Source organism: Candidatus Phycosocius bacilliformis, from assembly GCF_003112735.1.
GTDB lineage: Bacteria > Pseudomonadota > Alphaproteobacteria > Caulobacterales > Aquidulcibacteraceae > Aquidulcibacter > Aquidulcibacter bacilliformis.
In genome coordinates this window covers 53121-65245 of sequence record NZ_BFBR01000008.1, presented here as the reverse complement: position 1 = coordinate 65245, position 12125 = coordinate 53121, and the positions used below count along the sequence as shown (strand labels likewise).

The 12125-nt window shown below is 57.4% G+C and carries 13 protein-coding genes and 1 tRNA gene; 6 read left to right on the top strand and 8 right to left on the bottom strand.

Annotated elements, in window-relative coordinates:
* Positions 1-2 precede the first annotated feature (2 nt).
* The 4 genes from rplK to PbB2_RS12655 all read right to left on the bottom strand — a co-directional run bounded on the left by rplK (position 3) and on the right by PbB2_RS12655 (position 1537).
* Entirely contained in the window at positions 3-431 is a 429-nt protein-coding gene (gene rplK, locus PbB2_RS12670; protein WP_108985701.1) for a 50S ribosomal protein L11, read from the bottom strand.
* Between the two features lie 138 nt (positions 432-569).
* Positions 570-1109 (bottom strand): transcription termination/antitermination protein NusG, encoded by a 540-nt coding sequence (gene nusG / locus PbB2_RS12665; protein ID WP_108985700.1) that lies wholly within the window; start codon positions 1107-1109, stop codon positions 570-572.
* A 1-nt stretch (position 1110) separates the two neighbouring features.
* Positions 1111-1359 carry a preprotein translocase subunit SecE gene (secE, locus tag PbB2_RS12660; RefSeq protein ID WP_108985699.1) on the bottom strand — a complete coding sequence of 83 codons (249 nt, stop codon included), beginning with the start codon at positions 1357-1359 and terminating at the stop codon, positions 1111-1113.
* A gap of 102 nt (positions 1360-1461) precedes the next feature.
* A tRNA-Trp gene (locus PbB2_RS12655) sits at positions 1462-1537 on the bottom strand.
* A gap of 399 nt (positions 1538-1936) precedes the next feature.
* Here PbB2_RS12655 and PbB2_RS12650 point away from each other — a divergent pair.
* From PbB2_RS12650 to PbB2_RS12630, 5 genes are all read left to right on the top strand, one after another.
* Positions 1937-4150 (top strand): TonB-dependent receptor, encoded by a 2214-nt coding sequence (locus PbB2_RS12650; protein WP_108985698.1) that lies wholly within the window; start codon positions 1937-1939, stop codon positions 4148-4150.
* 141 nt (positions 4151-4291) lie between these two features.
* Positions 4292-5029 (top strand): metallophosphoesterase family protein, encoded by a 738-nt coding sequence (locus tag PbB2_RS12645; RefSeq protein ID WP_108985697.1) that lies wholly within the window; start codon positions 4292-4294, stop codon positions 5027-5029.
* A gap of 3 nt (positions 5030-5032) precedes the next feature.
* A complete protein-coding gene (locus PbB2_RS12640) occupies positions 5033-6460 on the top strand; it encodes a serine/threonine protein kinase (RefSeq protein ID WP_108985696.1) in 1428 nt (475 codons plus the stop codon).
* A 48-nt stretch (positions 6461-6508) separates the two neighbouring features.
* On the top strand, positions 6509-7603 hold the full coding sequence (gene aroC, locus PbB2_RS12635; RefSeq protein ID WP_108985695.1) for a chorismate synthase: 1095 nt from the start codon (positions 6509-6511) through the stop codon (positions 7601-7603).
* 5 nt (positions 7604-7608) lie between these two features.
* Positions 7609-8169: a hypothetical protein gene (locus PbB2_RS12630; protein ID WP_108985694.1), complete on the top strand. Its 561-nt coding sequence runs from the start codon at positions 7609-7611 to the stop codon at positions 8167-8169.
* Here PbB2_RS12630 and PbB2_RS12625 read toward each other — a convergent pair.
* Genes PbB2_RS12625 through PbB2_RS12610 form a run of 4 tightly spaced genes read right to left on the bottom strand, consistent with a single transcriptional unit; the run spans position 8141 to position 11213 of the window.
* Positions 8141-8704 carry a DedA family protein gene (locus tag PbB2_RS12625; RefSeq protein ID WP_108985693.1) on the bottom strand — a complete coding sequence of 188 codons (564 nt, stop codon included), beginning with the start codon at positions 8702-8704 and terminating at the stop codon, positions 8141-8143. The two genes, PbB2_RS12630 and PbB2_RS12625, sit on opposite strands and share 29 nt — an antisense overlap.
* 31 nt (positions 8705-8735) lie before the next feature.
* Positions 8736-9917, bottom strand: a complete 1182-nt coding sequence (locus tag PbB2_RS12620) for an acyl-CoA dehydrogenase family protein (RefSeq protein ID WP_108985692.1) — start codon at positions 9915-9917, stop codon at positions 8736-8738.
* A 50-nt stretch (positions 9918-9967) separates the two neighbouring features.
* A complete protein-coding gene (locus PbB2_RS12615) occupies positions 9968-10342 on the bottom strand; it encodes a hypothetical protein (protein ID WP_108985691.1) in 375 nt (124 codons plus the stop codon).
* Between the two features lie 34 nt (positions 10343-10376).
* A complete protein-coding gene (locus tag PbB2_RS12610; protein ID WP_108985690.1) occupies positions 10377-11213 on the bottom strand; it encodes a universal stress protein in 837 nt (278 codons plus the stop codon).
* Between the two features lie 272 nt (positions 11214-11485).
* Between PbB2_RS12610 and PbB2_RS12605 the strand changes: the two genes are divergently transcribed.
* On the top strand, positions 11486-12082 hold the full coding sequence (locus PbB2_RS12605; RefSeq protein WP_420887468.1) for an HD domain-containing protein: 597 nt from the start codon (positions 11486-11488) through the stop codon (positions 12080-12082).
* Positions 12083-12125 lie beyond the last annotated feature (43 nt).

Genomic DNA, 12125 nt, shown 5'->3' with positions numbered 1-12125 from the left:
GATTATCCCACCACTTCCAGGCCCATGGAACGCGCAGAGCCGGCGATGATCTTGGTCGCGGCATCCAAATCCATGGCATTGAGGTCTTTCATCTTCTTTTCAGCGATCTCGCGGCACTGGGCCATGGTCACCGAACCAGCCCGGTCACGGCCTGGCTTCAGCGAGCCTTTCGACAGACCGGCTGCCTTCTTGAGATAGTGCGACGCAGGAGGCGTCTTGATCTCGAAGGTGAAGCTCTTGTCCTGATAATAGGTGATCACGGTCGGGCAAGGGGTGCCCTTTTCCATGTCCTGCGTCTTGGCATTAAAGCCTTTGCAGAATTCCATGATGTTCAAACCGCGCTGACCCAGCGCCGGGCCGATGGGGGGGGCGGGTTTCGCCTCGCCTGCCATCACCTCGAGCTTGATCTGCCCGAGAATCTTCTTCGCCATAGTCCCACTCCTTCTGGCCAAAACCTGATGGCTGGCCGGGGTTTATGACCACACCGGACACGCCGGGCAGTCGAGGGTTACGTGGTGCGGCGGCACTGGCTTATTTGTGCCAACCTCCCACATCTCATGAGCAATCGATCAGCTGAGCTTTTCGACTTGCCCATATTCAAGTTCGACCGGAGTTGACCGGCCGAAGATTGACACTGCGACTTTGAGGCGCTGACGGGCCTCATCCACTTCTTCGACATGGCCTTCGAAGGAAGCAAACGGACCATCCATGACCCGTACCTTCTCGCCCAGATCGAACGAAACAACTTGCTTGGGACGCTCGGCCCCATCTTCCACCACACCCAGGATGCGCTGAACTTCGCGCTCTGACACCGGGGTTGGCCGCTTGCCGGCATCAGCGCCGAGGAAGCCAGTCACCTTCGGGGTGTCTTTGACCAAGTGATAGGTGGAATCATCCAATTCCATTTTCACCAGCACATAGCCGGGGAAGAAGCGACGCTCACTCACGCGCTTGCGCCCGCGCACCGTCTCGGTGACTTCTTCAGAGGGAACCAATACCTGCTCGACCTTTTCGGCCAAGCCTTTCTGGGCAGCGGTTTCCTTGATTTGCTCTGCCACCTTCTTCTCGAAGTTCGAGTAGGCGTGCACGATGTACCATTTGGCGCTCAACTTATTGTCCCCCGCCAATGCCGAGAATGAGACCGACACCCCAACGCAGGATCATGTCGACCAAGAAAAAGAAGATTGCGGCAATCACAACCATGATGAAGACGAAGATGGTCGAAACCAGGGTCTCATTGCGCGAGGCCCAGGAGATCTTGCGCACTTCGGACCGCACTTCCTTGAAGTACTGGATCAGGCCCGTCTTCTTGGCGGCTGGCTTGGGGGCCGGCGTCGGTGTTGTAGGTGCTTGTGCCATCGTCTTGTTTCAGATGCAGACGGGCCTCGCCCCCTGCCTCTTGTCCTGTCTTTCAATCGGTTGAGCGGCCAGGCCGCCATGATAAACCTTGTCTGCCGCGCCTGGCAGGGGCTGAGGGACTCGAACCCACGACCCTCGGTTTTGGAGACCGATGCTCTACCAGCTGAGCTAAACCCCTAAAGCGCGCCGCGCCCGAAGGCGTTACACCTTGGGCGCGGACCGCCGCATATGCCCGATCACCCCGATTGACGCAAGGGGGGCAGGTGAAACAAGTCAGATGCTTACTGAACGCGCTGCCTACGACAAGACCTGTATGCAAGGCTCCAGAGAGACTCAATTCTTGGTCAGTCTGCCAACCGCCATCAAACCGTCGCCAAATTGTTGCATCAACGCAACACAACGCAAGTAAGGTTGCCCCAGTCACAGAAATCGACGGACCTGAGGTAGATTCATCCGCCTACAGCGGCTAGCCAGCGCGTCCATCAGCAGTTCGGCGTGTCAGATTCTTCCCCGACCACTTCGGTCCGTCTGGGACGCGAGAACGGATTGCAGATATCGCAATCAGGATGGACCTCACATGAAATTTACCCGTCACCTCGCTTTGGCATCGGTTAGTGCCCTTGCAGTTAGCACGTTTGCCTTTGCTCCCGGTCTGGCAGTAGCCCAAAACGCGCCTGCTGCCTCCGACGAACCTACTGGCATTGAAACGGTTATCGTGACCGCGCGGAAGAGAGAAGAAAGCAGCCAGGATGTGCCTGCTTCGCTGACCACAGTGCGCGGCGATGCGCTGACCACGTTGACCTCTGGCGGGGCAGACATGAATGCCTTTTCCGGCCGGGTCCCTTCGCTGGTGGTGGAAAGCTCATTCGGACGCACCTTCCCGCGCTTTTATATTCGCGGCCTTGGCAATTCGGACTTCGACCTGAACGCCTCCCAGCCCGTTTCTCTCATCTATGACGAAGTGGTGTTTGAAAACCCAGTGCTGAAGGGCTTTCCCGTATTTGACGTGGAGCGCATCGAAGTGCTGCGGGGTCCACAAGGGACATTGTTTGGCCGCAACACCCCTGCCGGCATCGTCAAGTTCGACAGCGTGAAGCCGAATGGCAAATCGGGTGGCTATCTGAAAGGTGGTTTCCGTTCGTTCGGTGGACGTGATGCTGAAGGCGCGTTGGGCGGGGCTTTGAGCGACACTGTCTCGTTCCGCGTCTCGGCCATGCTGACCGGGCAAGATGACTGGATCACCAATACCGGGCCATTGGCAGAAAAAAATCTGGGTGGGTTTGATGATCGGGCCATTCGCGCTCAATTGCGCTTCCAGCCCAATGACCAGCTGGACATCTTGCTCAATGCCCATGCGCGTAAGCTTGATGGCACCTCACAAATCTTCCGTGCCAATGTCATCACCCGCGGCCAGCGCGGCCTTAACAGCAATTTCAAGGCCGATCGCATCAGCTATGATCAAGGCGAAGGCAATAATCAAAAACTTGAATCCAAGGGCCTAACCGCCCGGGTTGTCTATGATTTTGGCAATGTGACCCTGACCTCAGTGACCGGCTATGAGACCTTGGATTTCTATGGCCGCGGCGACATTGATGGTGGTGTTGCAGGCGTCGGCCCTGGCTTCATTCCGTTCAGCTCTGATACCGCCGACGGGATTAATGACCACGAACAAGTCACCCAGGAACTGCGTCTGTCGAGCAATGGCGACGGTCCTTTGAGCTGGCAGGTTGGGGCCTATGTGTTCCAAGAAGATTTGTCGATCTTTTCGCTTGGTTTCTTCTCGCCAACCGGTGTGTTCACTGACGCCCGCCAAACCCAAAATACTGATTCTTGGGCTTTGTTCGGGTCAGTGACCTATAAGCCAACCGATCGTTTGGCCTTGACCGCAGGCCTGCGTTACTCCGACGATTCAAAGGACCTCGTCGCCCGGGGCGGCATCGCCAACATTGCTCCAGTCCGCAAAAGTGTGTCGGATGAAGCTGTTTCTTGGGATGTCTCGGCGACCTATGAAGCCACCGAGTCGGTCAATGTCTATGCTCGCGCCGCACGCGGCTATCGTGCGCCCTCCATTCAGGGCCGCATTCTGTTCGGGACCGCCGTGACCACGGCGAAGTCTGAATTTGTGACCTCGTTTGAAGCCGGGGTGAAAGCCTTTGCTTTGGACCGCAAACTGCGGGCTGACCTTAACGTCTTCACCATGACGATTGATGACCAGCAATTCACCGCCATTGGCGGGGCCGGTAACTTCAACCAGTTGCTCAATGCCAAGGAAGGCAAAGCATCGGGCTTTGAAGCCGAAGTCCAATGGTTGCCAACTCAGAACCTGTCGTTTGCCGGTTCGCTGTCTTACAACAAGACCGAAATCAACGACCCCAATCTGACGGTCGGGGCGTGCGGGGCACCCTGCACCATTCTGAACCCTGTGACTGGCGGCAATGCCAAGATCGACGGCAACCCCTTCCCCAATGCGCCTGAGTGGATTGCCAACCTGTCGGCGAAATATTCCAAGCCATTCGGCAATGGTCATGAGTTCTTTGTGCTGACCGACTGGGCCTATAAGGGCGAAACCTATTTCACCCTCTATAAGTCCATTGAATATTCCGAAGATGGCTATTGGGAAGGCGGTCTGCGCACCGGCGTCACCTTGTTCGACAACAAGTATGAGATTGCTGCCTATGGTCGCAACATCACCGACGAGCAGCGTCTGGTCGGTGGCATCGACTTCAACAATCTGACCGGCTTTGTGAATGCGCCGCGCGTGTGGGGCATTGAAGCTAAGGTCAATTTCTAAGCTGAGCGCGCTCGCTTGAGATGACTTACGGGGCCTGGCGGGAAACCGTCAGGCCCTTTCTCATACCATTATTGCAGTTTGTCGCAGGCGACTCCATCGCCAAGCCTTGCTATACTAGGCCAAAAGCGGGGGGAATGGGGCGTGATCGCTCTATTTGGCGACATACATTCAAACATTCAGGCGCTCGAGGCCTGTCTAGAAGACGCACAGGCGCGCGGAGTGCGCCACCATGTCTTTTTGGGTGACTTTGTGGGCTATGGTGGGGACCCAAGTAAGGTCTTGGCCCGTATCCGTACTCTGGTCGAGGCCGGGGCGGTGGCCGTCAAGGGCAATCACGACGATATGGCCTGCGACTTTGACCGCGAAATGAATGAAACGGCGGCCAGCGCAGCCAAATGGACGCGCAACCAGCTGTCGCAGGCCGAACAGCTATTCCTTGACGATCTGCCGATGGAAGTCTGTGAAGAAGATCGGCTTTATGTCCACGCCGATGCATCAGCCCCCAGTAAATGGCGCTATGTGACCGATTGTGCAAGCGCACAGACCTCGCTGGATGGTACGCCGTGCCGGATCGTGGTGTGTGGCCATGTGCATCAGCCAGCGATCTATGGGCAGGCCGCCGATGGCGCGATGACGCGCTTTGTGCCCCATGATGAGGCCCACATTCCCTTACTTAGTTCCAGGCGCTGGCATGTGGTGTTGCCCAGTGTCGGTCAGCCCCGCGATGGCAATCCGCTGGCCGGCTATGGCCTCTATGATCCCGCCACCCGCCAATTGCAGTTCCGCCGCCTACCCTATGATATTGATGGCGCAGCTGCCTCAATCCGCGCCGCGGGTCTGCCTGCCCGTCTGGCTGACCGCTTGTTTGTGGGACGCTAAGCCATGAGTGTGGCCCCACTGATTGAGACCGGCATGGTGGTGGATGATTTCACCATTGGCGAGGTGGTTCATCGTGGCGGCATGGCGGTTTTGTGGCGCTGCACCCACCCTGAAATCCCCTTCCCGCTGTTGATGAAAGTGCCGCGCCTTGCTGATGGCGAGGATCCGGCTGCCATCGTCAGTTTCGAGATGGAGCAGATGATTCTGCCCAGGCTGTCAGGCCCCCATGTACCCAAGACATTCGGGGTCGGGGATTTTTCCAGCCGCCCCTATATTGTGGTCGAAGAAATTGCCGGCGAGACATTGCTACCCAAGCTGAAATCCCTGCCGCTTGAGGCCGCCGAAGTCGCAACAATCGGCATTAGTCTGGCGACAGCGCTTGATTCATTGCATCGCCAGAATGTCATTCACCTTGATCTCAAGCCGTCCAATATTCTGTTTCGGCCCAGTGGTGAGGCAGTCCTGATCGACTATGGCCTATCCCATCATACCGATTTGCCAGACCTGATGGCCGAGCAATTCCGCCTGCCGTATGGCACCGCCCCCTATATGGCACCCGAACAGGTTTTGGGCGTCCGCAATTATCGCCGATCGGATATTTTTGCCTTGGGTGTGCTGATGTATTTCTTTGCCACCGCTGTGCGCCCATTTGGCGATCCGGTCAGCCTCAAAGGCCTTAAAGAGCGGCTGTGGCGCGACCCCATTCCCCCGCGACGGTGGCGCGCGGATATCCCGGCCTGGTTGCAAGAGGTGATCTTGCGCTGTCTTGAGCCCAATCCCGAGCAGCGTTACCCGACTGCTGCCCAAGTGGCGTTCGACTTGAAGAATCCCGATCAGATTGTGCTGACCGCGCGGCGTCAGCGCTTGCATCAAGACAGTTGGTTGACGGCATTGCGCCGCAAATATAGCCGCGACACTTATGCTCCTGCCCAGAAACTCGCCAGCCAGAGCAAATTTGCCGCTGCACCGATTGTTTTAGTGGCGCTGGACCCCACCACGATCAATGGCCCCCTGGGCAGGGCCTTGCGGGATAAATTGCAAAGCACCTTGGCCGCCACCCCTGATGCCAGGGCGGTCTGCATGACGGTCTTGAACAATAATGTTGGGACCCTGGATCAGAATCCGTCAGTAAGCTCCCCCAATCGTCACGTGGCCCGAATTGTCGCCCTGAAACATTGGGCCAAGCCTTTGGGCCTTGGCGAACAAGCCATTTCCTATCATGTGCCTGAAGCCCTCAATACCGCAGAAGCCATTCTGGAATATGCCCGCGCCAATCACGTCGATCACATCATCATGGGCGCGCGGGCAGAGAGCACGATGCGTAATCTCTTGGGCTCGGTTTCTGCGCAAGTCTCTGCTCATGCGCCCTGTAGCGTAACCGTCGTGCGGCGGCGTGAGTGGCCGGTTGAGCAAGCCAAGGCAGACGAATAGCAGGTTGAGTCTTCGCAAACCCAATACAAGCAGGCTAAAAGACGTCGCATGTCGCACAATAGCTTTGGCCACCTCTTCCGTGTCACCACCTGGGGCGAAAGCCATGGGCCAGCACTGGGCTGTGTGATCGATGGTTGTCCTCCGGGTCTGCCGCTGACAGCCGAAGATATTCAAGCCGACCTTGATCGTCGTAAACCCGGGACCAGCCGCTTTGTCACCCAGAGGCGAGAGGCCGATGAAGTCCGCATTCTGTCAGGTGTATTTGAGGATGACCGCACCGATGGGCCTGTGACCACCGGCACCCCCATCAGCCTGATGATCGAGAACACCGATCAGCGCAGCAAGGACTATTCCGACATTCGCGACAAATGGCGGCCGGGCCATGCCGATTACACCTATGACGTCAAATATGGTGTGCGTGACTATCGCGGGGGTGGCCGGTCCAGCGCACGTGAGACAGCGGCGCGTGTGGCGGCTGGCGCTGTTGCCAAGAAGATTTTGGGGCCAGATATCATCATCCAGTGCGCGCTTATACAAATTGGTCCGCACAAGATTGATCGCGCCAATTGGGACTGGGCTGAGACCAGGAACAATTCCTTCTTTGCCCCTGATGCTGCCATTGTGCCAGTGTGGGAGGCCTATCTGGATGAGGTTCGCAAGGCCGGATCGTCAACCGGGGCCATTTTGGAAGTTGTCGCCAGCGGGGTGCCTGCTGGCTGGGGCGCGCCCATTTATGGCAAACTCGACAGCGATCTGGCCGCAGCTTTGATGTCGATCAATGCCGTCAAGGGCGTCGAGATTGGCGCGGGTTTTGAGGCTGCCGTCTTAACCGGGCAGAGCAATGCTGATCAGATGCGCCGATCTGCCCATGGGGATGTGATGTTCACGTCCAATAATAATGGCGGGATTTTGGGCGGAATCAGCACGGGGCAAGACATTGTTGCCCGCTTTGCCATCAAGCCGACTTCGTCCATTCTGACAGAAGTGGAGAGTCTGGACCGAAACATGGCTGAGGTAAGTTTGCGCACCACTGGCCGTCACGACCCTTGCGTTGGCATTCGCGCCGCCCCGGTGGGTGAAGCCATGATGGCTTGTGTGCTGGCCGATCACAAATTGCGCCACCGCGCACAGACTGGTGGTTAGCCAATATGGGGCCAGCGGATCGTCCTGACCTTTTGGGAAAGGTGTTCATCAGCCAGTTTGATCCCCGTCCGGCCCGCGCCTTTGTGATGGCTGGCATTGCATTGTTTGCGCTTGCAGGGCTTGGCACCTTGGCCTTTGTCAAAGTTGTGCCACTCGTGCCACTGATCTGTATTGCCATATTGGTATTCCACTTCGCACCCGCATTGTGGCCATCGCGACCTGCGATCGAGTTACGAAACGATGGCTTTCGTCTTGACGGATTGGGTCTGATACCTTGGGAGGCGATTGGCGCCATTGCTTATGTTGAGCGTGCATTAGGCAAATCAGGCCGTCGTCCGCTGGCGCTCTTAGAGGTCAATCTGGTGGCTGATTTCGCCCTCGCCATTGTCAGACCGGATCCAGGTCCAATCTGGCGCAAGTTGCAAGTGCGGCATTGGCGCAAAATGGGTGATACCCATTTGACCATTTTGCTTTCGGGCTTAAGCGATGGCCCCCGCGACATTCGCAATGCCTTTGAGGTGTTTTTGGGCTACCCCATCAATGGTCCGCGCGGACTGATTGCTTAAAACGGGCCATCCAAAGGCGTCCGCCCATGACAATCAGGATCAATGAAACCAAGCCAAGGCCCAAATATAGTTGACCTTTTTGACCTGCGACTGTGCCGACAGTCACGATCAAGCCCCAGATCACACTGGTGTAAGTCAGTGCCGAGACAATGATCCAAAGGGCAAAAACGCCGAATGGCACGCCCAAGAACCCCGCGGCAAGATAGGCTGGGATACGGGTGCCTGGTACAAAGCGCGCAATCATTAATGTTTTGCCGGGATGTGCCTGAATCTTGGCACCGACATCGGCAAGTCCGGGCTTATCGGCAAATCGGCGCGCCCAACTCTGGGTTCGGGCGGCCCAGCCGAGCCAATATTTCCACAAATCGCTGATAACCAGCCCACACAACATCGCACACAAAATCACGCTGCCATTGGCCATCTTGTCCATGCCCGGATGAGCAAACGCGGTCACTGCCCCCACGACAGCGGCATCTTCCTGAACAAAGGGTGCTATAAATGCGCTCAGATAGATCAGGAGGTCGGCGGGGATCATCGATAAGAAGACGCCTTTCCATCCAGTTTGGTTACAGGCCAAGCTGGCGGGCAGCCAGATCGCGCATGATCTCTTCAGAGCCCCCACCAATCGCATTGACGCGGACTTCCCGATAGATGCGCTCAATCCGTGAACCACGCATATAGCTGGCGCCGCCGAGGATCTGGCTCGCCTCGCGCGCGCACATTTCAAGGGTTTCAGTGGCTTGCACTTTCAACATACACAGGTCAGCCACAGGGGTTTCACCCTGACTGACGCGCCAAGCACATTGATCAAGCCAAGTAGTCGAGGCGGCAATAGCTTGGCTCATGCGGGCAATCTTATGGCGGATCACTTGATGATCTGCCAAGCGCTTGCCAAAAGTCTTGCGTTGGCGCGCCCAGGCAACGGCATCTTCCACACAGGCCCGTGCGGCACTCAAAGCACCTGCCGTCATGCCCAGCCGCTCGCCATTGAAATTGGCCATGATCCCGAAGAAGCCACCATTTTCCGGCCCAATCAGATGCTCCACCGGAACGTCGACATCCTCAAAAAAGATCTCGGCCGTATCAGAAGCCCACCAGCCTTGCTTGGCCAGATTGCGGCGCGTAACGCCTTTGGCATTGGCGTCGATCAAGAGCAGACTAATGCCCCCGGCTCCGGGTCCGCCGGTGCGCACAGCCGTTGTCAGCCAATGCGACGTGCATCCCCCTGTTATGTAAAGCTTCGCCCCGTTGACGCGATAATGGTCGCCAATCCGCTCGGCGCGGGTTTGCAAATTGGCAACATCAGATCCTGCATCCGGCTCGGTAATCGCCAGACTGATTTGTTGGCGGCCAGCCAAAACATCTGGTGCAATCCTTGCCTTCGTTTCTTCTGAGCCTGAAGCCAAAATAGGCGGCAAGCCGATCCCATGTATCATCAAGGCGGCAGTCACCCCACCGGCACCGACACGACCCAATTCTTCGCTGGTGATGATGCCATGGTGCCAGTCATAGTCAGGCCCGCGCCCTGACCCGCCATACTCAACCGGAAAGCCTGCTCCCAGAAGGCCAAATTCACCCGCCTTGAGGAAAAGCTCTCGCGGGATTGCGCCTGCCTCATCCCAGTCTTGGGCATAAGGCATGATTTCGCGGTCAATGAATCGGCGCAATTGGGTGCGCCACAGGGCATGGCTTTCTCCCACGAATGGAGAGCGGGGTCGCAAGCCGTCAAAATCAAGTGAGTCAGGCATAACTCACTCTAAACAGGCTTGCAGCCTTCTGACCAGATACCTGCTCGCCCTCAGGCGTCATCCTCGGTACTGACTTGATACACCAAGGCCTGCCCACGACTGGTGATCGTGACATAATCGCCGACAAACAGCCGATGGTCCCCTAAATGATCGAAAGCATCATCCGGGCCCTCACTTTCCTCGTCATAGCGAACACGCCACTTGCCGCCCTGATGGGTTAGCCAACCATCGGCAGTGTCATCGGGATCGGGGGAAAACCGGCGCACAGTACAATCGGCCTTATGGGCCTGCCATGCCGCTGCATCAAGGTGACCATCTGCCTGCAGCGGGGCGACGATCACATAGCCATAGCGGGGATCGCCATCTGGAAATCCAGCTTCAGGGTTTCGGGCCAAACGAACAATCATACGCGTAAAGCCAGCCATGTGAGGCTCCTTTCAAGTTGGGGGATGAATTAGGTTAGTGACAGATAAGAAGCGAAGGGCTGGTGACTGTGCGCAACAAGGTGCGCGTAACACCCCCGAAGACGAATTCTCGGGCTCGACTATGGCCATAGGCCCCCGCCACCAACAGACCCGCCTGATGGCTGGCGCAGGCTGCCAGTATCGCGCTTCCTGCGTCATGGACACCTTCCATCCGCTCAATGTCGGCCTTGATCTCTTGCCGGCCCAACCAGTCTTGCAGACGGGCAGGTTCGCTCAATGGCTTGCCTTCATCCTCGATCGCGCCAACGGACTGAATGATGGTGACCTGGCGGGCTGCCTTGAGGAATGGCAGTGCTGCTTTGGCGGCGCGCCCTGCTTCCACGCTGCCATCCCAAGCAATCAGAGCCGCGCCGGTCAGGCTTGAAACCGGGCTTCGGGGAATGAATACCGGTGCGTGGGCATCCATCAACAATCCCTCAAACACAGGGGAGATGGTCGACTTTCCCCGGACTGTTTCACACGCAAACATCACCACGTCACTCAACACAGCCCGACGCGATAGCAGCCGGTCTTGTAGGCCAATGAAGCGCTCCACGCTCAGATTGGTGTGGGTTGTTGCCAGCGTATCGACGCGATCTTGAACCAGCTTCCAGGCTTCCTCATTGCCCTGACGGGCCGAGTCGACAAGATTGGCCGACATAGACGCAAAAGCCCCGTCCGCAGACCAGGCCAACAAATCGGTAGGATCGGCTTGGATGAGAACACCGCCAACTTTAGCATCGATCAGCTCCGCGATGGCAAGACCCTGCTCCAGCAGTGCGACATCGCTATTGTCCCCGCGCAAGGGTACCAGAATCTCAGCACGCGTCATGATGTATCCTCCACTATGTATGACCCCGGTGAAAGGCCGAGTGGCCCAGATGGGTCTGTTGCCTCCAATTGGTCCGCTGCCAAGGTGACTGGCAATTGACCGGCATTGTCGGCATGAGTGTGTGGCCTCTGCGGGCCCTCACGCATAACCACTTGGGGTCGCCTGCCAGCTTGCTGCAAGAGACAATCGACCACATGAGACAAATGGCCACACGTTCCCCCCCCACCCCACGCCAGTTGAAAAGGGCTGCTCCCCCAAGGGCGTGGCAGCGCATGCTGTCAGGCCGTCGCCTCGACTTATTGGACCCATCGCCGCTGGATATTGAGATCGAGGACATCGCCCACGGGCTGGCGCGCGTGGCGCGTTGGAATGGTCAGACGACGGGTGACCATGCTTTTTCGGTTGCCCAGCACAGCCTGATCGTTGAACAAATTGCGGGCTTTATCGCCCCTGATCTCAGCGCGGGTGAGCGTCTGATGGCGCTGTTGCATGACGCACCCGAATATGTGGTGGGCGACATGATCAGCCCATTCAAGAATGCCCTCGGCGTCAATTATCGCGCATTTGAAGACCGGCTAGAACGGGCAGTGCACATTCGCTTTGGCTTGCCACCCAAGACACCGGCCACGCTGAAAAAGCTCATTAAGCGGGCTGACCTCGCTTGTGCCTTCTTCGAAGCCACCCAATTGGCAGGCTTTGGCGTCGACGAATCCTTAGGCTTTTTTGGACACCCGCCCGAGGGCTTTCGCATCGAGATTGACCCATGGCCTGCGCGTCAGGCGCAAGAAGCCTATGTCGCCCGCCATCAAGCCCTCATTGCCCAAATGGATAGCGACCTGCTTCATCCTAACCTGCGAAAGGCCGGCTAATGCCCTTCATCTCGGTCTGCTCGCTTGCCCTTGTTCCCAGCAC

What these genes read in the sequence shown, in the direction of transcription:
- rplK (WP_108985701.1), bottom strand. Translation starts at nt 431, where the DNA reads ATGGCGAAGAAGATTCTCGGGCAGATCAAGCTCGAGGTGATGGCAGGC.
- secE (WP_108985699.1), bottom strand. Translation starts at nt 1,359, where the DNA reads ATGGCACAAGCACCTACAACACCGACGCCGGCCCCCAAGCCAGCCGCC.
- PbB2_RS12650 (WP_108985698.1), top strand. Translation starts at nt 1,937, where the DNA reads ATGAAATTTACCCGTCACCTCGCTTTGGCATCGGTTAGTGCCCTTGCA.
- PbB2_RS12640 (WP_108985696.1), top strand. Translation starts at nt 5,033, where the DNA reads ATGAGTGTGGCCCCACTGATTGAGACCGGCATGGTGGTGGATGATTTC.
- aroC (WP_108985695.1), top strand. Translation starts at nt 6,509, where the DNA reads ATGTCGCACAATAGCTTTGGCCACCTCTTCCGTGTCACCACCTGGGGC.
- PbB2_RS12630 (WP_108985694.1), top strand. Translation starts at nt 7,609, where the DNA reads ATGGGGCCAGCGGATCGTCCTGACCTTTTGGGAAAGGTGTTCATCAGC.
- PbB2_RS12625 (WP_108985693.1), bottom strand. Translation starts at nt 8,704, where the DNA reads ATGATCCCCGCCGACCTCCTGATCTATCTGAGCGCATTTATAGCACCC.
- PbB2_RS12620 (WP_108985692.1), bottom strand. Translation starts at nt 9,917, where the DNA reads ATGCCTGACTCACTTGATTTTGACGGCTTGCGACCCCGCTCTCCATTC.
- PbB2_RS12615 (WP_108985691.1), bottom strand. Translation starts at nt 10,342, where the DNA reads ATGGCTGGCTTTACGCGTATGATTGTTCGTTTGGCCCGAAACCCTGAA.
- PbB2_RS12610 (WP_108985690.1), bottom strand. Translation starts at nt 11,213, where the DNA reads ATGACGCGTGCTGAGATTCTGGTACCCTTGCGCGGGGACAATAGCGAT.
- PbB2_RS12605 (WP_420887468.1), top strand. Translation starts at nt 11,486, where the DNA reads ATGCTGTCAGGCCGTCGCCTCGACTTATTGGACCCATCGCCGCTGGAT.